The sequence below is a fragment of the Nonomuraea sp. NPDC050404 genome (assembly GCF_040655495.1).
In the GTDB taxonomy this organism is placed as follows: Bacteria; Actinomycetota; Actinomycetes; order Streptosporangiales; family Streptosporangiaceae; genus Nonomuraea.
In genome coordinates, this window is sequence record NZ_JBFAKB010000029.1 from 128,136 (window position 1) to 149,319 (window position 21,184).

General features: G+C 64.6%; 15 protein-coding genes. 7 read left to right on the forward strand and 8 right to left on the reverse strand.

The window, feature by feature from the left end; genetic code table 11:
* Positions 1–127: 127 nt before the first annotated feature.
* Positions 128–1,639, reverse strand: a complete 1,512-nt coding sequence (locus tag AB0I81_RS50950; protein WP_360674544.1) for an ATP-binding protein — start codon at positions 1,637–1,639, stop codon at positions 128–130.
* Between the two features lie 284 nt (positions 1,640–1,923).
* Here AB0I81_RS50950 and AB0I81_RS50955 point away from each other — a divergent pair, with 284 nt between their 5' ends.
* Entirely contained in the window at positions 1,924–2,316 is a 393-nt protein-coding gene (locus tag AB0I81_RS50955; RefSeq protein WP_360674547.1) for a hypothetical protein, read from the forward strand.
* Between the two features lie 57 nt (positions 2,317–2,373).
* Here the strand turns inward: AB0I81_RS50955 and AB0I81_RS50960 are convergent, their stop codons facing one another.
* The 5 genes from AB0I81_RS50960 to AB0I81_RS50980 form a co-directional block, all read right to left on the reverse strand.
* Positions 2,374–2,667: a bacterial transcriptional activator domain-containing protein gene (locus AB0I81_RS50960; protein ID WP_360674550.1), complete on the reverse strand. Its 294-nt coding sequence runs from the start codon at positions 2,665–2,667 to the stop codon at positions 2,374–2,376.
* Between the two features lie 10 nt (positions 2,668–2,677).
* The gene (locus AB0I81_RS50965; protein WP_360674553.1) at positions 2,678–2,893 is read right to left on the reverse strand and encodes a hypothetical protein; all 216 of its coding nucleotides are present in this window, start codon (positions 2,891–2,893) and stop codon (positions 2,678–2,680) included.
* Positions 2,894–3,112: 219 nt separating this feature from the next.
* Positions 3,113–4,348 (reverse strand): DNA adenine methylase, encoded by a 1,236-nt coding sequence (locus AB0I81_RS50970; RefSeq protein WP_360674556.1) that lies wholly within the window; start codon positions 4,346–4,348, stop codon positions 3,113–3,115.
* Positions 4,349–4,394: 46 nt separating this feature from the next.
* Positions 4,395–5,804 carry a hypothetical protein gene (locus tag AB0I81_RS50975; RefSeq protein WP_360674559.1) on the reverse strand — a complete coding sequence of 470 codons (1,410 nt, stop codon included), beginning with the start codon at positions 5,802–5,804 and terminating at the stop codon, positions 4,395–4,397.
* A gap of 3 nt (positions 5,805–5,807) precedes the next feature.
* Positions 5,808–7,805: a DUF87 domain-containing protein gene (locus AB0I81_RS50980; RefSeq protein ID WP_360674562.1), complete on the reverse strand. Its 1,998-nt coding sequence runs from the start codon at positions 7,803–7,805 to the stop codon at positions 5,808–5,810.
* Positions 7,806–8,136: 331 nt separating this feature from the next.
* Here AB0I81_RS50980 and AB0I81_RS50985 point away from each other — a divergent pair, with 331 nt between their 5' ends.
* The 4 genes from AB0I81_RS50985 to AB0I81_RS51000 all read left to right on the forward strand — a co-directional run bounded on the left by AB0I81_RS50985 (position 8,137) and on the right by AB0I81_RS51000 (position 16,178).
* Positions 8,137–8,556, forward strand: a complete 420-nt coding sequence (locus tag AB0I81_RS50985; RefSeq protein ID WP_360674564.1) for a hypothetical protein — start codon at positions 8,137–8,139, stop codon at positions 8,554–8,556.
* 265 nt (positions 8,557–8,821) lie between these two features.
* On the forward strand, positions 8,822–8,974 hold the full coding sequence (locus AB0I81_RS50990; protein WP_360674566.1) for a hypothetical protein: 153 nt from the start codon (positions 8,822–8,824) through the stop codon (positions 8,972–8,974).
* A 517-nt stretch (positions 8,975–9,491) separates the two neighbouring features.
* A complete protein-coding gene (locus AB0I81_RS50995; protein WP_360674569.1) occupies positions 9,492–14,336 on the forward strand; it encodes a type ISP restriction/modification enzyme in 4,845 nt (1,614 codons plus the stop codon).
* Between the two features lie 378 nt (positions 14,337–14,714).
* On the forward strand, positions 14,715–16,178 hold the full coding sequence (locus AB0I81_RS51000) for an IS1380 family transposase (RefSeq protein WP_360674572.1): 1,464 nt from the start codon (positions 14,715–14,717) through the stop codon (positions 16,176–16,178).
* Positions 16,179–16,575: 397 nt separating this feature from the next.
* Here AB0I81_RS51000 and AB0I81_RS51005 read toward each other — a convergent pair whose 3' ends face one another.
* Positions 16,576–18,753 (reverse strand): AAA family ATPase, encoded by a 2,178-nt coding sequence (locus AB0I81_RS51005; protein ID WP_360674574.1) that lies wholly within the window; start codon positions 18,751–18,753, stop codon positions 16,576–16,578.
* A gap of 190 nt (positions 18,754–18,943) precedes the next feature.
* On the opposite strand from AB0I81_RS51005, the gene AB0I81_RS51010 reads away from it, so the two are divergent.
* A complete protein-coding gene (locus AB0I81_RS51010; RefSeq protein WP_360674577.1) occupies positions 18,944–19,111 on the forward strand; it encodes a hypothetical protein in 168 nt (55 codons plus the stop codon).
* A 615-nt stretch (positions 19,112–19,726) separates the two neighbouring features.
* Here AB0I81_RS51010 and AB0I81_RS51015 read toward each other — a convergent pair.
* Positions 19,727–20,113, reverse strand: coding sequence for a hypothetical protein (locus AB0I81_RS51015; protein WP_360674580.1), 387 nt, complete (start codon positions 20,111–20,113; stop codon positions 19,727–19,729).
* Positions 20,114–20,624: 511 nt separating this feature from the next.
* Here AB0I81_RS51015 and AB0I81_RS51020 point away from each other — a divergent pair.
* Positions 20,625–21,179 (forward strand): EF-hand domain-containing protein, encoded by a 555-nt coding sequence (locus AB0I81_RS51020; protein ID WP_360674583.1) that lies wholly within the window; start codon positions 20,625–20,627, stop codon positions 21,177–21,179.
* Positions 21,180–21,184 lie beyond the last annotated feature (5 nt).

Genomic DNA, 21,184 nt, shown 5'->3' on the forward strand with positions numbered 1-21,184 from the left:
CCAGCCTCAGCCCGATGCGTCCGATCCGGCCGCCCAGCGCCCCCGTACCGGACGGCCGGACCGGTATCGACACCCACCTGCGCCCCAGGTGTCAAGCCCCCGCGTCACACCGGGGACGCGCCTAGCCTCAGGCGGCCACCACAGCGCCCACTGTGGCGGGCTTTGCCCGAACCCGGCGATGACGACGCCCACCCCCGGGTATCCCGCCTGCATCAGACTGGCGATCGTCTTCCCCGGCCTGCGCATCAGTCCGTGAACGGCCCCCGCCTCTGCCCCACGGCCACCCTTGCGGCCACCACGCCACCCGCACCGGATCGGCAACGGCGGCGGCAACCGCCCATGTGCCCGTCCCCGACCGTTCGGCAGCCACCACCCCCAACGGCGACGGAACCGCCGCCACGGTGCGGCTCAGCCCCGTACCGGCACCCCCACCCACCCCTGACGCCGACGCAGGCGGCGCTGACCTGCCCGGCCCTGCGCAGCCGTCATGCGACTCCACCCCCAGCTGCCCCGATAGGGTCGGTACCGGCGGACCAGGCTCCACCGCGCTGCGCTCGCCCAGGATGGACAGGGCCCACCCGGACGTAGCCGGGATGCACCTCAACGGCATCGGCGGCAGGGCCTGACGCAGCTCCTCCGGACCCGCCGCGCCGATCACCACCTGGGAACCACGCATCGCCAACCACCGAAACCGAATCACCAGAAAGGCCCAATCAGGCCAATCCCGACGCAACCCAGCCAGCGCCTGCCGCGCCCACACCTCCTGACCAAACGCCGACACCCGATCCGCCTCCTGCCTCACCATCCCTTCCCCGCAGGGGACAGAGACCGGGGCCAGAGCAAACGCCCGTTCGCCATCATGGGAGCCCGGTCGGCACGCCGACATCGGCACATCACCCACCCGGCCCGCCCTCAGAGCACCAGAGGCTCCCTCACAGCCCACCGACAAGACGCCAACACCGGCGTCAACATGATCCGCTGAGGTTGCGACCTCCCCAGAGAACATCGGCATCGGCTTGGGTGAACGGTCCGGGCCCGGCCCCCGGCCGACAACACCGGCCGCATCGCACGCGCCCACCGCCTGAACCATCTCCCCAGACAGGGCCAGCTCCGCCCACGCTGCATGCCCGGTGACCGCATCACCCGCCACCCCGACCCGGACTGCCAGCTCAGCCACCCCGGCCAGTCCTCGCCCGTGCTCGGCCAGCCCCGGCGACGAACCCGGCGTTCGGGAGAAGTCCGGTACCGAGCCGCCGCCCAGGTCATACACCACGATCCGGGCCACGTCCGCGCCGCGCAGCACCTCCACCACGAAGAACCCCCGCTCCTGCCCCGAACGCGTGTGGCGCACGGCGTTGGCGATCAGCTCGGCCGCCACCCACTCGGCGTCCTGCCTCCGGCCGGTGTCGGCCAGTACCTGGCCCACCATGCGGCGAGCCGGAGCCGACTTATCGGCCCGTCCCGGGAATGCCTGCCGCCAGGCCATCCCGCCCCACACCTGCCGGGTACGGAACGTCGACATCACCAGGCCCGGCGCCAGATCCGGGAACTCCTCCCCCACCGGCGACTGCCGATACGTCCGCGGTGCGAGCAGGCGACTCGACTCGCTCGACAGCGTGTGCTGCGTGTGGTGGTCCATGCTGGCGTCCCTTCCCATCACGCCCCCGGCCCGTCCCGGGAAGCGGCCAGCACCATCGCTCACCTCCCCGCCCGAATCACATCCCCAACCCGCAACCCACACCCAGCGCACACCGACCAGCACCAACGCCACCCCAACCGCCACCACAGGCCCGCGCCCGCCCCCAACGATCACCCCACGCAGACACTTGAGCCCCTCGCCAGAGCCCGCCTACCGTCCCCTAACCCCGTACTCACGGGGGACAACACGCCCTCACACACTGAACGGAACAGGGGACCTCACGCATGTCCGCCACCGGCTACCAAACGCTGCTCGACTGCCGTCGGCGCAGCCGATACCTGCGCCAGCACGGCTTCACCATCGACGAAATCGCCGTTATCCTGGTCCTTGATCACCCGGCTACCCCACTCCGTCTCTACCGCCACGCCGCCGGCCTCACCGCTGCGCAGGTAGTCAACGTCTTCCACCGGCTCGCCGACACCGCTGGAGCGGGACTGCGCGAATCGCGCCTCTTTGACTACGAGAACTGGCCGAAGGCAGGCCGACGCCCCTCCCCTTACACTCTGCACCTCTTGGCCCGCATCTACGGCACCCAACCTTCCTGCCTGCTCACCCCCGCCATGCTGGCCACCTATGCCCCGCGTGACCAGTACGCGCTACGCCGAACAGACGCATGAGCCCCGGCAGGGTCAAGGCTCTTCCGCAGCCCGCTTCTCACCCACAGGACCGGCTGGCTAACACACGAACCGCTCATACACCTGCCGGGCCAGCGGACTCGGCACCGCGTCGATCTCGACTAGCCGCTCCCGCAGCAGCTCGAATGAGCGCCGTACCGCGGGCAGGCGCCCGAGTTCGCCTTGAACCGACATCAGCAGAAACCACAGTGTCTCGCTGTACGGATCGATGCACTCGACCGCCAGCCTCAGCACGTCCACCGCCCGACCTGGATCATCGGCCCGCATCAGCTCGGCCATCCGCTCAGCGGCATCGGCCGCCTGCCGCTGAGCGGCCTGCCGCAACGGGAGCACCCACAGATCATCACACCCAGCCAGCAGCAGCGGCCCCCCGATACAAGGACAGCGCCTCATGCAACGCCGCCACCCGCACAGCGTCCTCGGCCGAGATCGAGGCCAGCTTGCACGCGTCCTCGAACCGCCAGAAGTCCGCGTCGAACGATGCCTCCGGCAGCAGTCGCCGCTCCCCGGACTTCAGCACGAACCGTACGCTGGCCGCGCAACCCACTGCCTGCCGCATCGTCCGGTTGATCTCCCGTACCGCCGATTCCAACCGGCGCCCGGCAACCTCGTCTGGCCACAGCGTCTCGGTGATCCCCTCGGCCGAAACGCCGTCCCGCCCCGGTGCTGGCGACGAATCGTGTTCTTGAGCCCCACAGGCCACCACCACGGCTTCCGGCTCGACACCCGAAACGACAGCCGCCTAAGATCAACCCACGGCACCTACCTCGTTGAGCCATTACACCGCTCCGAGGACACGACCCGCATCAACAAGTCTAAGCTGATCGTCGATCGGGACCGTTGCTGGGGGAAGGGTTGTGATCAGGAGTTCCTCCGCGGACCGTTTCCCGGTGCGACCTGCTGCCGAGTACCGGGTGGTAACCAGGCGTTTGCTGATCCGCCAGCTTCGGATGTTGAGGAGCTCTCTGTCGGCCTTGGAGGGGGTCATCTGGTTACGCGCGTACAACCAGGGGCTTTCCGTCAGCAAAGGTTGATGGTCGTAGCTGAGGAGCCATCTGAACTGTGCCTTGGTCCGGAGGTACTCGGCGAGTTTGAGATGGAGCGAGTCGGCGCTGGGCAGCGAGTCGTCCGTCGCGTCTCCGGCGTAACCGCCCCGTGGATCGAACGAGGTTCGGTAGAGCAGGGAGGATTTTTCAACGTATGGAGGGTCGAGGTAGGCAACGACGCGCGAGGGCAAAAGTTGGGGGTAGTGCTCCGGTACGTCGTCGAGGGTCTGACGCCAGTCTTTGCACCAGACGTCAACGAGGCGTCCGGCTTGGTAAAGATGCCCGACGTATCGAAGGCGTTCCGTGATCGATTCCGGGTTCCAGCGGCAACTAATCGGGTAGTCGCTGGCCTGCGCACGGCCTCCGATGGGCCCAGCCTTCCCATGCAAGATGCCCGAGAAGGTGGTTCGGTTGAGGAAAAGGCACTTTGTGGCATATTCCAGGCGGCGGGTGTTCGGTGTCGTGCCGTGCTTGGGACTCCAGGCTCGCCAATGGTCCCACCGGTCGACGGCTGTTCTTCCCCCATGGCAAACGTAGCGGTTCCACTCGTCGTGCATGCGGTCGACGAGTTGCTCAGTCTCAGCGGCCGCTACCTGCCATAGGGCCGTAACGAGGGGGTCCGCATCAGCGAGGAGGATACGGTCGACGACACCCTCACCGATCATGCGGAGGGAGGCTGACGCCCCGCCGGCAAAGGGCTCAACCAACAGGTTGATCTCAGGGACTTTTTCTGATCGCTTTGCAGAAGTGATAATCCTGGCGATTATGGGCGCGAGCGAAGACTTGGCCCCGGGGTAGCGCAGCGGGGACTGAAACCGGCCGTGGGCCAGAGCATGGGAGACCGGCCCCAGGGTTGGGACCAACGGGCGTGGCTGAGTATGGATGGCCTCGCTGACGCCGAATGGGCTGCCGGAGACATCAAGATCGCTGGCTTCGGCGCGGGCGGGCGCTGAGGTCAGGGTCGTCACGATCTTATACTGCCGCATGGACGGGTGTTCGACCGCATGGATCGGCCTACCGTTTGAAATAAGTTGGCGGTTGAACAGCCTGGATGTCGATTTTCAAGCCGGGGATGTTCTGCTGGGCCATCATCGTCAGGACGGAGCGGCCAACACCCAGGGGCAGCGCTGCCGCGGAGTGAGCGAGCGCCACCGGTACGACAGCGTGCCGGTACATGCGAGTCCTGAGCGAATCGAGAATCTCGCAGATCAGCCGCAGCGTAGGGTAAGCGTCCCAACCTTCAGCCTCGGGGCTCCCGTCATACGGCGATACCCCCGGAGCGGGAAGGATTGTGATAACCAAAGGGTCGCCTGCGCGGGTGCGGTAGATGAACCGGCGGCCGTAGAATTCATCCACGCCGTATCGGTTTTCTTCCGGGCGGCCCGAGATCCTGTTGATATAGCTGTTGGTTAGCCGCACGACGTGGCCGGAGGGGATGAGCTCTTTGATCTGCTCGGCGTGCTCAACGAACGCCCCGGTTTTCTCGATGCCGACCATCAGGGGCGCGACGAGATCATGCTGCGCGCACCAGCTACTCAGATCGCTGAGGTGCGCCTGGAACCGGCGCTTGAGCGGAGCCATCGGCCCGAACAATGCGAGTGGCCCGTCCGTGATGAAGACGGTGTGGCGCAGGGCCTCGGGGGCTTGGTCTGCAAAGAAGTTCAGGTAGCACAGCGACATCAGGCGCTCTGCGGCCGTCATGACCCGGCCCAAGGGCGTGAAGTTAGAGCCCTCGACGTTGTATTCCTCATGCGTGCGAAGCACGTCGGCAAGGTAGAGATGGGAACTACAGGACGGGCAGATCCCTCCCCTGAGCCCGACGAGGAGCGTGGTTTCGTCCGGAGCCTTCAGGCCACAGCTCGGACAGACTCCGAGCGCGAGCCGAGTCGCCGGGGCCCCACGCACGCCGTAAAGCGCGAGGAGCCCGTCGGCGAGCGTCATGGTGGTCTTGGAGTCAAACCGCGCACTCTGCAGGAAGTCATCGAGCTCGGCGCGCCAGGTGTCGGCTCCCGTCATCCCCGGGCGTGCGAGCTGCGAGCCGGGCAGCGCGACGTCGAAGGCGTACTCACTGTGGGACTTGCGCACCTCCCGCGGGTCGATGTGCTTGAGACGCGAGAGATTGCGGAATGCGTCCAACCGGACAACCGAACCCGCAACCCGGAGATAACCGACCTTTACCGTGGGGTGGTCGCGGGTTGTCTCGACCTCGGTGTCAGAGCCGTCCACGGTGATCGAGAAGTCGACGTCCTCGAGCTTACCGACCATCGGCAGATCTTCGAGTGGCTTGCAGAGCCCGTCGATCTCGTCTCTGCTGCCCGGCTTTGCGGTCGTGATGGACCAGCGCTGAAGAGCCGTCTTTACTCGCTCGTTGCGAACTGTGTCCACGTGTCCGAGCCGAGACGCCTTCTCGCCGTCATAGGACATAAATCACTCACCTTCAGCAGGGCGAGGGACCACGACGAGCCCGGCAGCCTGCCGGGCGGCGTTGACCATGGCGTGGTCGAACCTGGCGATCTGGACCGGCACGATGTACTTACCCGAGTAAGTTTTCATCCGGACAAAGCCTATGTCCTCGGCGCGGATGATGCTGGGGGTCCAGACCTTGAAGTCGTAGTAGTGCGCGAGTTCTTTGGTCTCGTGGTCGGAATTGAGGTGAGCGATCAGCCAGTTGGAGGTGTTGGACAGGATGCGCTTGTCGACCGACGTGACCTCCTGGGTCGCGTAGATCAGCCCCATCTTGTACTTGGCCGCCTCCTTCGACAACCTGACCCAGGGGTTGTCGGAGACCTCGCGACCGCCGCGCTCGAAGAGGTTGTGTGCCTCCTCGACAATGATCTGCATCTCGGTGGGGTCCTCGTCAGCGCGAAATCGTTCGCCCGCACGGTTAAGTAGATGGGTGACGATGCGCTCGGACATGGTCTTGGCCACCAGGTCGTTACCGCTGGAGAGGTCAACGATGGCCAGGCGGCCAGCGCACATGTCCTCCCACAGGTGCTCACTGACGTCACCAGCAGACTGCTCGCCATGGAAGGCGCGAATCGTGCGGATCGCCGCAGTAATGCCCGTGAACTTATAGACGCCCCAGATAGCCTTGAACTCGCAGCGCTGATCGTCGTGCCATTTGTCGAACTCGGTCGGGTGGTCGCCGACCCACTCGGCGAGCGCGAAGGCACCAGCGGGGGTGCGGACGCGGTAATATCCCGCTTTGCTACCTGGGACAACATCAGCGGAGCTGAACCCCTTCATCGCGTCAGCCTTCGCCTGGATGATGAGTTCCTGGGGCAGGCTGCCGGCGTAGAATCCGCACTTGGACAAGAGCCCGTAATAGGCGACCATCGCCCATGACCACCGGCAGTGCGCGCTACGGTCGTTCGGGTCCGGCTCCGCGAGTGCGGCGGCCCGGAACGTCTTGCCGTAGTTGGTGTTGACCGGCGCCGTCGCATCGCTGACCAGACTCCACGCGGCCTCGAGAACCTGCCGGTCGTAGAAGTTGATACGCAGCGGCTTCTCGCGCGGGTCGCCGGCGTCGGGCTCCACCTTGTAGATCCGCACAGTGGTGTCGTCATCGCCCAGCAGGCGCAGGCCCGTCCCGTCCTGCTTGTTGACGTTCGCGTACTCGCCCTGCGGGTCGAAGATCAACTGGCCGATGGTTCGGCCGTGCTCTGAGCCGTAGCGGTGAACCGCGGTGACCAGAGTCTTGATCGTGTTGGACTTTCCCGTACGGGTCATGCCGAACACAGCGGTCTTGCGACCGACGAAGTCAGCCACGTCGATACGCACTTCCGCCTGGTCAGTCCCGGCGATCAGCGCCTTACGCCGGGTGGCAGCGAACCGCACCTTGCCGATGGCGAGAGCATCCCGCTGATCGGCGGGCTCGGGGTAAGACGCCAGCCACGACAGGACCTCGGTGGACGGCAGGAAGACCTGATATCGGGCAGAGACGACCACGTTGTCGATATCCGCGCCGTACTCTATGTGCGCATCACGGGCGTCGGTCTCGGTGTAGAAGGTCCCCAGCACCTCGCAGTCGAACGCCGACTGCTGAAGCTCGTTACGGGTGAGGACATCGGTAACGTCGTCGAACCCGACGCCGGACGCACCAGCATCACGGACGACCGCCAGCCGCGTCTGAATCAGCTCCGACTCGTTGGGGAGCGGAGCGGTCCCCCGCACGCGCAGCAGGATGACCTCCTGGTCCTCGAGAATGAACCCGGCCCCCGAGTTCTCGCCCGCAACCGCGAGGAGGAACCCGCCTCGGGGCACCCCGCCGGCCTGGTGCTTCTTGAAGTCATCGGTGAGCACGATCGCCGAGTCATAGTCCAAGCGGAAGATGCCCCCCACTGGCATACAACCCTTATTGATCAAGGCCGTCAGCGGCTTCTTGAGGCCCACCGTCGCCGCGACTGTCTCCATGATGCCCGTCATGCGCGTTCCCTCCGTGGGCGCATGCGCTGACGCATCCGCCAGAGACCGAAGATTGTGATCCAGAGTCAGGAAGCGACGGTACAACGCGCCACCGACAAAACTGTCTCCCTTAACCCAACTGGGCTCGTGTCAACCTGAAACTGCAGGCCAGGGGCCTTGCCTGATTGCGGCTGGGCATACTCGGGCTGGTGATACGTGGGAATCATGACGAGTGATCGTCCGCCATCAGCGGATCAATGTTTCTCACCGATTCCACCGCAGCCGATCACATCCACCCTCTAGCATCCGTATCCGTGTGATTATCCACGGTAATCGCCGGAGGTGAGGCAGGGTGTCACCACTGCTGGAACGGATCGCCGCCCGCCGTACCGAACTGACCGAGCAGGCCCAGCACTTGACCAAGCAACTGACCGACGTCCAACACGAACTCGACCGGGTGAGCGTGGCCGAGCAGGTCATCACCCAGATGCTCGCCGAGCCCGAGCCCGAAGCCGTCGGCCGGGACATGCCGGCGCCGGCCACCAGCACCGCCACCTGCGCGTCGACCAGCTCCGGATCGGCGATCATCCCCTACCGGCACCAGGTCTCCGGCGCCGACGAACTCCCCGCCGACTACCAGCTCGAGCGGATACGCCGATCAGTCGCCGAACACCCAGATGACGCAGTCGGCGCCGCCAAGCAGCTGATCGAAGCGACGGCCAAGATCGTTCTTAAAGAGCGCGGTGAGCCGGTGAGTGGGGGGCCACGGTGATTCCGGACAGCCGTTTTATGGCGTTGAGCTTATGCGGCTGCTTGGAGTGAGAGAGACTCGTTAAGCACCTCCAGGGGTGGCCGATAACCGACTGTCAGGCGACAACAATCGCGGCCTCGGCGAGGGTACGTCTGCAGTGCCGGGCTGCACCTGAGTACGGGTACCTGGCCCAGGTCGCGGAGCCGTGCTGCAGTTCCGACAGCCGCATCGAGGGTGGCCGGGGGGCCAGGTCCAGCGTCGGCCGCGTGGCCGGATCCATGCCGCGGTGTCGACGACGCGGCCGAACGCCGCCACCACCACCCGGAACGTCTCGCACAGCAGCGCATCGACGTTGGCCGCGGCCCGCCGCGGCACCGCCCCCAGCGAGAACGCCGCGACCGAGGCGATCTGGTGCTGGGCCAGCACCTCGACCGACTGACGGACTGCGGTCGGGTCTAGCCGCTGCCCCTGCGGCCGTCGTACTGGCGGGTGGCGGGCGCGGCGGACGAGTGGCAGATCCTGCGCTTGGCGGTCCCCAAGGAGGAGGACGGCGGGGCAGAGCCGGGCGGGGACGCCGGGGGTTGACAGGGGGTTGACGTTAGGCAGCCCTGCGGCGCGTGCTGCGAATCCGCTCCAGGCAATGCCGTGCTCATGGAGTGGTTCATGTAGACCTGTGGATCGCGATGAACTCGTGGCAGATGGCATGGACGATACCCCGTCGTGGATGGCTGACCGGTCGGGGTTCGTGATCCGGTAGCGAACTGAGCGCCTGGCCATGACACGAGGAAGGGGTATACGCACTTGTGGTGCTCCCGCAGCCAGGCATGTAGTCGTTTGTCAATGATCCAGCGTGTCCACAAAAGGACATCTATTTCCATACTTAACGGTCAACCTCCGCATGCATTATGGCTTCTATCTCCAGCAGGAACCGGGAGCGCGAGAGCAGGAATCGGACGTTGGCGACAAGTATTAAAGAAGTTCTTGAAAAGCTAGATATCTCTTCGACTGGCGGGCTAGACAAGGGGGGCAAGTTCGAGCGACTGATCGCTGCCTACCTGCGTGTGGACCCCTCGTGGTCCAGTCGGTTCAGCAGGGTCTGGCTCTGGAACGACTGGCCTGGACGGGCCGGAAAGCCCGATACGGGCATCGATCTTGTCGCCCAGGAGCGGGAGACGGGGGCCCTGACCGCCATCCAGTGCAAGTTCTATCGGTCTAGTCATACCCTTCAGAAAAGCGACATTGATTCGTTTTTCACCGCATCTGGCAAGGATGGGTTCTCTTCACGCCTCATTGTGTCCACAACCGACAAATGGAGCAAACACGCGGAAGATGCCCTAAGAGGCCAACAGATTCCCGTAACGCGCCTGCGGGTGCAGGATCTGGATGAATCGAGCGTCGACTGGTCGCAGTTCAGCCTCGACGCCCCCGAGATGCTGAAGCGCAAGAACAAAAAGGACTTGCGCCCCCACCAAAACCTCGCTCTGAACGCGGTGCGCAAAGGATTTTTGTCTCACGCCAGAGGCAAGCTGATCATGGCGTGCGGTACGGGTAAGACGCTGACCTCACTTCGCATTGCCGAGGACCTCGTCCCAACGGGCGGCAGCGTTCTCGTGCTGGTCCCCTCCATCTCCCTGCTCTCCCAGACGCTGAGGGAATGGACCGCAGAGGCCAAGGTGCCGATGCGACCATACGCCGTGTGCTCGGACACCAAGGCGGGCAGCCGGAGCGACAACGAGGACATCTCTCCGTACGACCTCGTCTTTCCCGCCACGACCGACGCTGACAAGCTGTACAACCAGATCACCGGCGGCGGCCCGAAAGGAAACATCAAGGTCACCTTCTCCACCTACCAGTCGTTACCGGTGGTTGCCGAGGCTCAGCACAAGGGCCTGCCCGAGTTCGACTTGGTCGTCTGCGACGAGGCCCACCGCACCACCGGTGTTACCCTGGCTGGCCAGAACGAGTCCAACTTCGTCAAGGTCCACGACGAGCAATACCTGAAAGCCGCCAGGCGCTTGTACATGACGGCCACTCCGCGCCTGTACGACGACAGCAGCAAGTCCCAGGCAGAGGACAGCTCCGCGGTGCTCGCGTCCATGGATGACGAATCCCTCTACGGACCCGAGTTTCACCGCCTGGGCTTCGGCAAGGCGGTGGATCAGGGGCTGCTCACCGACTACAAGGTTCTCATCCTGACCGTCGATGAGGGCGTGGTCGCCAAGACCCTCCAAGAAGGCTTTGCTGGCGGCGGGTCCGAACTGGCCCTCGATGACGCGGCGAAGATCATCGGCTGCTGGAACGCGATGGCCAAACGCACCGGAACCTTCGCCGACGGGTCGGGATTCGCCGAAGGCGAGGAGCCGATGAAGCGCACTGTGGCCTTCGCCCGCTCCATCGCCGACTCCAAGCAGATCGCGGACCGGTTCAACGACATCGTCGATGCCTACGACGGCGCGGACGATGATGTGCTGCGCTGCGAGGTCGAGCACGTCGACGGCACGTTTAACGCCCTGGAGCGCAACAGGAGGTTGGACTGGCTGAAGCAGGACCCAGGTCCGGCCACGGCCCGGATCTTGTCTAACGTTCGGTGCCTGTCCGAAGGCGTCGACGTCCCGAACCTGGACGCGGTCCTCTTCCTACACCCCCGAAACTCCGTGGTCGACGTCGTCCAATCCGTTGGCCGCGTGATGCGCCTGGCCCCCGGCAAGGAGTACGGCTACATCATCCTGCCTGTCGCCATCCCCGCTGGCATGTCACCGGAGAAGGCACTTGCTGACAACAAGCGCTTCAAGACGGTCTGGGAGGTCCTCCAGGCCCTGCGCGCCCACGACGACCGCTTCAACGCGACGGTCAACCAGATCGATCTGAACAAGAAGAAGCCCGACAACAAGATCGGCATCGGCAGCATCGGCCCTAACGACGAGTCAGTCGGGGGCGCGGACGGTTCCGGCACCACTGAGAGCGACGACGCCACCAAGGACAGGGCCGCGCAGAGCGCCCAACACATCCAGGACGCGTTGTTCTCCATCAGCGACTGGCGGAACGCGATCTACGCACGCATCGTCGACAAGGTCGGCGAGCGGCACTACTGGGAGAAATGGGCCACAGACATTGCCCAGATCGCCAACCGCCACGTCATCCGCATCAAAGCGGCCCTGGCGGTTCCCCGGAAGAAGACCGCCTTCGAGGAGTTCGTCAACGAACTGCGCTCGAACATCAACCCTGGCGTCGGCGAAGCCCAGGCCGTCGATATGCTCGCCCAGCACATCATCACCAAACCCGTCTTCGACGCCCTGTTTAAGGACTCCGGCTTCGCCGAGCACAACCCCGTCTCCAAAGCCATGCAGCGGGTGCTCGACATCCTGGACGATCAGAGCCTCGACGCCGAGACCAAGACGCTGGAGGGCTTCTACGACTCGGTAAGAGTCCGCGCCGAGGGCATCGACAACCACGAGGGCCGGCAACGGGTCATCATCGAGCTGTACGACAAGTTCTTCAAGACCGCCCTGCCGAAGACCGCCGACGCGCTCGGCATCGTCTACACTCCCGTCGAGGTCGTCGACTTCATCATCCGTTCCACCGAACAGGCCCTGGCCAAACACTACGGGCGATCCCTGTCCGACGAAGGCGTTCACATCATCGACCCCTTCGTCGGCACTGGCACTTTTCCGGTACGCCTTCTCCAATCCGGCCTGATCAAGCCAAAGGACTTGCAGCGCAAATACGCGAGCGAACTGCACGCCAACGAGATCGTGCTCCTCGCGTACTACATCGCCGCCATCAATATCGAGGCCGCCTTCCACGACCTCGCCAGCGGCGAGTACCAACCCTTCGAGGGCATCGTCCTCACTGACACCTTCCAACTCGCAGAGGGTGCCGCCCATTTCGATGGTATGGATGTCTTAGAAGGCAATAGCGAACGCGCGAAGAAGCAGCAGACGCAGGACATTACGGTTGTCGTCGGCAACCCGCCATACTCGGTAGGACAGGACAGCCAGAACGACGATAACCAAAACATCAAATATGAGGTATTGGACGAGCGTATTAAGTGCACGTACGCGGCGAAGTCAACGGCAACGCTAAAGCGCAATTTGTACGACTCCTATGTCCGTGCCATCCGCTGGGCTTCCGACCGAATTAAGGGCGAGGGTGTTGTCGCGTACGTCGCGAACGGCGGCTACATCGATGGCAATACCTATGACGGCTTACGCAAGTCCTTAGTCGGCGAGTTCGACGCGATCTACTGCTACAATCTGCGAGGTAACGCCCGAACAGCCGGGGAGCAACGCCAGAAGGAGGCGGGAAACGTCTTCGGCTCGAGTAGTCGGAACACCGTCGCCATCCTGATCCTCGTCAAGGGCGGCAAGGCCTCCGGCACCGGCACCGGGTGCACACTGTACTACCGGGACATCGGCGACTACCTCAGCCGCGAGGACAAACTCCGCGCCGTCGGCTCACAGAACCTCGACACGGTGGATTGGCAACAAATCACAGCGCACACCAACGGGGACTGGATCAATCAGCGGGACGAGCGGTTCGCCACCTTTCAACCCCTCGGCGAGAAGGACAAGGTTGGTCGTAGAGAGCCAATTTTCCGGCTCCATACCAACGGTATCGTGACCGGACGGGACCCCTGGTCGTACAACTTCTCCGAATCGAAACTCACGGAAAACATGGAGTCGATGATCGACTTCTACAACTCCCAGAGTCGAGCGTTCTTTGAGTATTGTCAGATGAGGGCGATCACCTCGCCCAAACCTTCCGACGTGAAGGGGTTCATCACTTTCGACTCAAAGAGGATCAGCTGGAATCGCGCCGATGAAGGAGCTATCGCCAGGGGAAAGCGCTACGCATTCAACGAGGAGCGAATTGCTTCGGCAACCTATCGGCCATTCGCTAGGCAGCACCTCTATATGGACCGGCAGGTCAACGCGACAGTTTCACAGGTGCCCCAGGCATTTCCGACGCCTGATCATTCGAACTTCGGGTACTACAATGTTGGTAGCAGTTCTGCTGTCCCTTTCTCGGTGCTCATGCTTGATGCCATTCCGGACCTCCATGTGACCGGCGCCGGCAGTGGAGGAACTTTCTACCCGCGCTACACCTACCGCGGCCTCGGTAAGGGCGACGACATTTTTGCCGCAGTAGAGGCCGGTCATGGAGACAGCTATGAGCGCGTCGACAACATTACCGATGTCGCCCTCCGCGGCTACCGCGCTATGTACGGCGACTCGTCGATCAGTAAGGACGACATCTTTTACTATACGTACGGCCTGCTCCACTCCCCCGACTACCGCACCCGCTTCGCCGCAGACCTCAAGAAATCTCTCCCACGCATCCCCAAGGTGAGAGATTTCCGCGGATACGCTGAGGCTGGCCGGAAACTCGCTGAGGTGCACCTCCATTATGAGCAGGCGGAGCCGTACAAGGGCATCGTCGAGACGATCAGTAGCAATGCCACCGATACTCCGGAGCGTGAGCTATACCGCGTCGTGAAGATGAAGATCCCTAAGGTGAAAGGGCGGACGGACTACTCGACGATCTCCTACAACAGCCGGGTCACCCTCACCAACATCCCGGAGGAGGCATACCACTACCAGCTTGGCGCCCGCTCAGCGATCGAGTGGATCATTGATCGATACCAGGTGAAGATCGATAAGGCGTCCGGCATTGTCAACGATCCCAACGAGTGGTCCGATGATCCCCGCTACATCATCGACCTTCTCAAGCGCATTGTGACGGTCAGCCTGGAGACGATGAAAATCGTGGATCATCTCCCACCATTGGACATTATGGAGTAGGCACTCACCACGGTGATGATACGTGCGAGCCCCTGAACTGCTCCGTCGGGCTGAGCATACTGGAGGATGCGTGGATGCGGGCGCAAGCTCCTCGACGCCGAGGAGGACGATTGAACGTTAGCCTGGAATTTCCTTCAGAGGCTTGCCGTTCATCCAGGCTGCACGGCCTGACCAGTCGCGTCTGGCCGATCTGCCAGGTCAGGCGCCGTGACGTGGTCGCTCGCGCGCTCCGATGGCACGGTTGCGCAAGGTGTAGCCATGGCGCGTGGGGCGTTGCCGGTGCCAACCTGGCTGGCGAGCTACCGAGACCCACTTGTCGGTGCTGAGGAATAGAGTGCTGCTATCGCCCCTGCCCGGACAAGTTCGGAGCGAGCATTCTTGAAGAAGCTAGATAAGAGCGCCCACATCGGCGACAGTGGCATCGCCCTGATCCACCAACTCGTCAGCCGGATGGGCTTCGCCTGGCACGAGCGAAAGTTGGACGCCGGCATCGATGGCGAGATCGAGCTCCGCAACCCTGCAACAGGCGAAGTCGCCAACCGGGTTCTGTTCGTTCAGAGCAACGCACGGGACCGTCTCTTCTCGGGCGAGAACGAGAGGTCTTTCCACTTTCTATGTGATGCATCTGACATCGACTACTGGATGAGCGCGGACGTCCCGGTACTGCTGGTGTGCTCACACCTGTTCGACGGTATTCGCGCGCCGTCCACGCTTGGGTCGTTCCTGCGCGCCTTCACCTGGGGAAACGTGCGCCAGTTGGACAAGGTCGCCCGGCAGATGCTGGTCTCGCTGGCCGCGCACACGCCGCTGCTGCCGGGTAAGGAGGTGCTGGCCTTCCTCGACATCGACTCGATGCAGCGGCGCACCTACGGCTATGCCAAGCAGGGCTCCGGGTTCGGGCACACGAAAATCCAGGGGAAGAGTGTCCTGGTGCGTGGGCTGAATGTGCTGGCCGTGACGTTGTCCACGCCGTTGGCCGCGCCGGTGGTGGCCGCCACCCGGTTGCGGGGCGGCAGCGCGGGCTCCGCCCGCGGCGCGGCGTCCCTGGTGCGCGAGTCGATCCCGGCTGCCCGCGCCGCGGGCTGCTCAGGCACCCTGATCCTGCGCGGTGACTCGGCCTTCTACAGCGCCGGGGTCATCGGCGCCTGCCGTGCTCAGGACGCGCGCTTCTCCGTCACCGCCAAGCTGGATCCCAAGGTCGAAGCGGCGATCGCCGCCATCGATGAGGACGCCTGGACCCCGATCAGATATCCGCGAGCGATCTTCGATGAGCAGGCCGGCGGCTGGGTGTCGGACGCCGAGGTCGCCGAGGTCGGCTACACCGCCTTCACCAGCAAGAAGGGCCAGACCGTGCCCGCCCGGCTGATCGTGCGGCGGGTCAGGAAGCTCAACGAGCAGGCCGAGCGCGGCCAAGACGAACTGTTTCCCGCCTGGCGCTACTACCCGATCTTCACCGACAGTCCGTACGCGCTGCTCCAAGCTGAGGAGCAGCATCGTGATCACGCGGTGCAGGAGCAAGTCAACGCTGATTTGATCGACGGGCCGCTCGCACACCTGCCCTCAGGCATGTTCACGGCCAATGCCGCCTGGCTCACTCTGGCGGCGATCACTCACAATCTGCTGCGCGCGCTGGGCTGCCTGGCCTCGACCTTCCACGCCAAGGCGCGCGGGGCGACCCTGCGCCGTCACCTCATCAGCGTGCCCGCCCGGCTGGCCCGGCACGGACCTGCCGACGGGCGTGGCCACCTGGTCTTGCACCTGCCCGCCCGATGGCGCTGGCAGCACGCCTGGATAAACGCCTCCACCGCCACCCACGACCCACCCGCCACCCGAACGGCCTGACCAGCCAAAACCCCCCGCCACACGCACCGCCGACGACCCTCACGGTCACCCGCGCCACCGCGCACACCCCGATCCTCCCCAGACACCGGACAAGCCGCGACCCGCGCGCGGCGGCCCTCCCACGCCCTAAAACAGCCCATCTACCTGCGGAATCGCTCCTCGTAGAGGAATCGGACCAGAGAACGACTCACCTGGAATCACACCGTGGATTCAGGCTTAGACATTTTCAATACTGGTATTTGTAGACATCGCGATTTTTTTAATTCGTAGGTTTCGAGCCCGGGGCGCCCTACCATTCCACGCCCCATCTGACCTGCAGATCGCCGAGGCCGTCCATGCCCCTGCTGCGAAGGAGCTCGCGCGACCAGGATCACCTATGAGATCCACTTTTGAGATCTCAGGTTTCGTGTCCCGGCAGCCGGCGCAGCTTCGACCGGAGCCGCTCGGCTTCCTCCGTGTTGCCAGCCTCGGTGAGTAGTTCTATCGCACGGTGCCATGCCTGGCGCGTCTCGGAGATGCGGCCCTGTATCGTCCGGACCTCGCCGATCCACAGCAGGACACATGCCTCGTAGAACGGGCCGATCGGGGGGCCGTGGCGCAGAGCCGCCGCTGCCTCCGTGAGGACCTCGATGGCCTCGTCGTACCTGCCCGCGGCAACTGTGTGCGCGACATCGGCCAAGGTGCGCGAAACGAACTCTAGGAGCAGCTCGTCCGCTGTCGAGCCGGAGCTTTCGTCCGTCCCTGTCCCGCCGTCCTCGTCCCACTCGACCGGAACGGAGTCCGCGTACTTCACCGACTCGTCGAGTGACCGCATCAAAGCATCGAGAACTTCCAGGACCTCGTCGAGGCTCTCGCCGGGCAGGTGATGTTCACCGAAGGCGGCAATTCCCGCCGCCAGGTAGGCCCGGGCGTCGGCGTGCCCGGTGCGTTCCGCCAGCTCGTTGACGTGCAGCAGACGGCGCGAGCGCTCGGCATCGGGCCAGGCGAGTGCGTCGCCCCAGCCGTTGAAGCGTGCCACGACCCGTCCCGCCCACTCGACGCTATTGGTGTAGTCCCGGTGGACGCGGTACATATCTGCGGTTCCGGCTTGCTTGAAGGCCTCGCTTCGCTCAGAGGCGGACATGTGCTCCATACACAGCTCTAAGGCGTACAGTCGGATCAGATCGTGCATGCGCCAGAGTTCGGCTCGTCGGCCGGGTTCGATGAGGTGGGCTCTGGCGAGTTCCCGCAGCAGCGGACGGGTCTCCTCAACCGGTCGCCCGAACATCGCCGCTGCGCCGGGCGTGCTCGGATCCGGGAAGGGCCCGAGGGGCAGCAAGCTGAACAGCCTGCGCAGGGCGTCGCCTCGCTCCGAGTTGCCGAGACCGAGGTGGCGGTAGGAGAGAGTGAACGCGGCGCGGACCGGGGCCTCGGCCGCGTCACCGGTATGCAGCAGCTCCAGCCGGCTGCGCTCGCCGGTCAGCTCGTCGGCGAGACGCGCCAGCGGCCGGTCCGGTTCGATCTCCAGCAACGCGGCCACGATGAACAGAGCCAGCGGGAGGCAGCCGCACAGGCCAACCAGGCGTGCGGCCTCCGCAGGCTCCCGCTCCATCCGGGCATCCCGCGGATCGCCGACACGCAACTGCCGTCTGATCAGGGCAGTGCCCTCCGCGGGCGTCATCACGCCCAGGTCCACTTTGCGCAGTCCCACCACTGGGAGCTTGTAGCGGGAGGTCACCAGCATCCGGTGGCCGCGTCCCGAAGGCCGTAGCGGGGAGACCTGGCCCGCGCTGGAGGCGTTGTCCAGGACGATGAGCATGGGCCCTGGGGCCGTGCGGAGCATCTTGTGGTACGCGTCCAGCCACGCCGAAGTAGACGTACCCTCTGCACGCTCCGCCTGGCACAGCAGTTCCGCGGCGGCCTGGTCGGCGCTCAGGCTGCGATTCTTGTCGTACCCCTGGAGGTCGACGAACAGCGCCCCGCCGGAGAACCATCCCTCGGTCACGGTCTCACGCGCGATGTGCAACGCCAGGCTGGTCTTGCCCACCCCGGCCATTCCGTCGATCACGGCACCCTGCAGGCCTTGCTCGGCGCAGTCGGGGTCCAGCGCCTCACGGAGCCGGGCCGGCTGGCCGTCCCGGCCGACGAAGATCGGGATGCCTGGGGGAAGCGTGAAAGGCACGTCAGGGGGCGGGGCGGTCCCTCGCGGCGACTTGTCTACGACACGGGCAGCCTCCCAGCGCAGCTTCCATAACTCGAACTGGTGTCGCCAACCAGCGTGCGTGGTGTTGTAGGACGGGAGGGTGCCTACATGCTCCAGCAGGACGCGGACCACGCTCCACAGCAGGCGGAAGTCTTGGGCAGGAGTCCCCCAGTTGAACCATTCATCGACCGCACTTTTGCCCAAGCCGGGCACGGCATTGGGGGCATTAGCGCCCTCTTCCTTCTTCTCCTTGCCCGCCAGCAGACTGCTGGCCTCTTGGATTACCTTCTTTCGTGTCAGGCCTGGCGAGCACGCGCGGGCTTGTTGCGCTAACTGCTGCAGCTCCTGACTCAGCACCGCTCTTGCCGCAGAGATCGGCTTCTTTCCTGTCACTTGTTTCGTCCTCTCCGGTGGGTTCTGATCCGGCGGGTCCGGCCGGATCGTCGCCGGACAACGTCGTGGCCTGGCCTTTTCCCCGTTTCTCCGGCCGGTCCGGCAACCCTTCACCCTCTGGCGGCGGTGCGCTGAAATGCCACCAGATGCGGCCGGGAGCGCGGCCGCACGTGAGAGAGAGGACGTGCGGATGAACGTCGAGGTGTGGATCCTGGTGCCGGTGGCCAGCCTGGTGTGCGCGGCCTTGGCGGCCGTGCTGATCGTCTCCGTGGCTCTCAGGGGATGCGCCTCGAGGGACCGCGCGGGCGTGCTGCGCGCGGTGGCCGAGGTGGTTCGGGCCGTGCGGGGCAAGCGGTGAACGGGTGGGTAGGGCCGCCGCCAAGGTGAGGGGCCGCACCGTGCGCGGCACATCGGCGCATCATCGAGAGCCACCGCGCGCCGTGGCTGTACCCAGATCCAGCCAGCCAGCGCGATCCAGCCAGCCAGCGCGCTCGCGGTGAAGGCGCGCATGATCACATCATTGATGTGCTCGGGCGTCGTCGGCGCTCAGGTCGACTGCGGCGAGTTGGTCGGCCAGCAGGTCGACGTGGGGTGCCGAAGCGGTGGCAGACGCTGGGCAGCGCGGTCACCGGGCCGTCGTCGTCGCAGGGCGGGTCGGTTGCCGCGTTCTGGCGTGTCACGACCGAGACGGTACGGCGTGGCCCGGGGCACGCGCCGGGCTTTGAGCCGACTGGTCTTGTTCAGTGTCAATAGCGAGATGGCGTCGCTGCTGGATCTCGCCGAGACACCGACCTGCGCGGTTGACCCGAGAGCCCCGCCGTTACTGACACTTTCGTGGCGGAGCAACTGACATCCGGCGGCAATACCCACTACGCTCTCGTGGCACTTGGCACTTGGCACTTGGCACTTGGCACTTGGCACCTGGCCCTACCGATAGAAGACCAACATGCAGAGATCATGGCAAATCGAACGGTCAAGAGTGTGCCATGGCGCATCGGATGCCCGGCCGCGTGCTCGTCACGTGCTCTTCGGCTATCGGTACCCGTGAACACTGGCCGACATTTTCAGACATTTTGAATGCGACAAAATTCAGCAGAGTGATACAATTGAATACGTTGAAATATGGCCCGACACAATACCTTGCGACTTTTAATCCGTAGGTTCCGGGTTCGAGCCCCGGGCGCCCTACCACTCCATACCCCACCTGACCTGCACTTTCTCGATTCTCGGCCGCCTTCTTCGAGGCGAAGATGGCCGAGTTCATGCTCGTCACATGCTCTTCGGCACGCGTCCGGCACATCGGCGGGCCGATGGTGAGAGCGAATTGTGGCGGATTGCGCTGACGGGCATCGACCGCCACAGGCCGGACCGTAAAGCCAGACCCGCACGACACCCAAGAGAAGGGCCGGATAGAAGCGCCTAGCGGGCGGGACACGCCCGACTTGATCGCAGACCTGTCCAAGCAGTAGTCAAGCCGTTTGAATCGCCCCGGTTTCCGGAGTTGATGGCACAGATGCCCAAGCTCCCCTGCACGTGACGGTCCGAGGGGTCCGGCGCCGGATCTCTCAGCGGCCTGTCGTTCAGCGGGGTGGCCGGCCCATACCACCCTCTCTGGCTCGACCAACGCGCCAATACGGTGAGCCGGCCTCGCGGTCACTGGCCCGGTCCGCTCGGTCGGCACCCGGTCGATATGGCACCCGTCACGACCGAGCGGGCCTGCCGGTGCAAAGGATTGCGGAGAGGAAGGCACTGTGACGCTCCGGGAGGAACTGCCGGCCCACCATCACCAATTACAGAGAGTAATTTACCGTAGCTTTAAGTGATGTTAGGGTGGAGGCGCCATCGAGAAACGCTCCATTCCAGGAGGTGCCATGGCTTTCGCCGTGCCCGACGTCCTCGCCCGCAAGTTCGACAAACGATTCGCGCTGTTCGACGCCGACGGCGACGGCGTGCTGACCAAGGACGACTTCGAGGCCGCCGCCGCGCAGTTCCTGGCGGCGTTCGACGTCCCCGCCGACTCTGACAAGGGCCGCGACGTGCTGGCCGCGTACGCGAGCATGTGGAACGCCCTGATCCACAGCGCCGACGACGACAGCGACGGGCAGCTGACCCGCGCCGAGTTCGTCGCCTACCTCGCCGGCGACGAGTTCCGGGCTCACGGCTACGAGGTGACGGCCGGCCGCGTCGCCGAGTCCGTCCTCACCGTCTGCGATACCGACAACGACGGCCGGATCTCTTACGAGGAGTTCGCCGCCATTCCCGGCATCTCCGCGCTGCCCGACGAGGAGCGCCGCCAGGTGTTCGACCGGCTCGACACCGACACCAGTGGCCATCTCGGCCTCGACGAGATCCACGCCGCACAACGCGACTTCTACCGCAGCACCGACCCGGACGCGCCCGGCAACCTGATCTTCGGCCGGCTCTGAGGAGA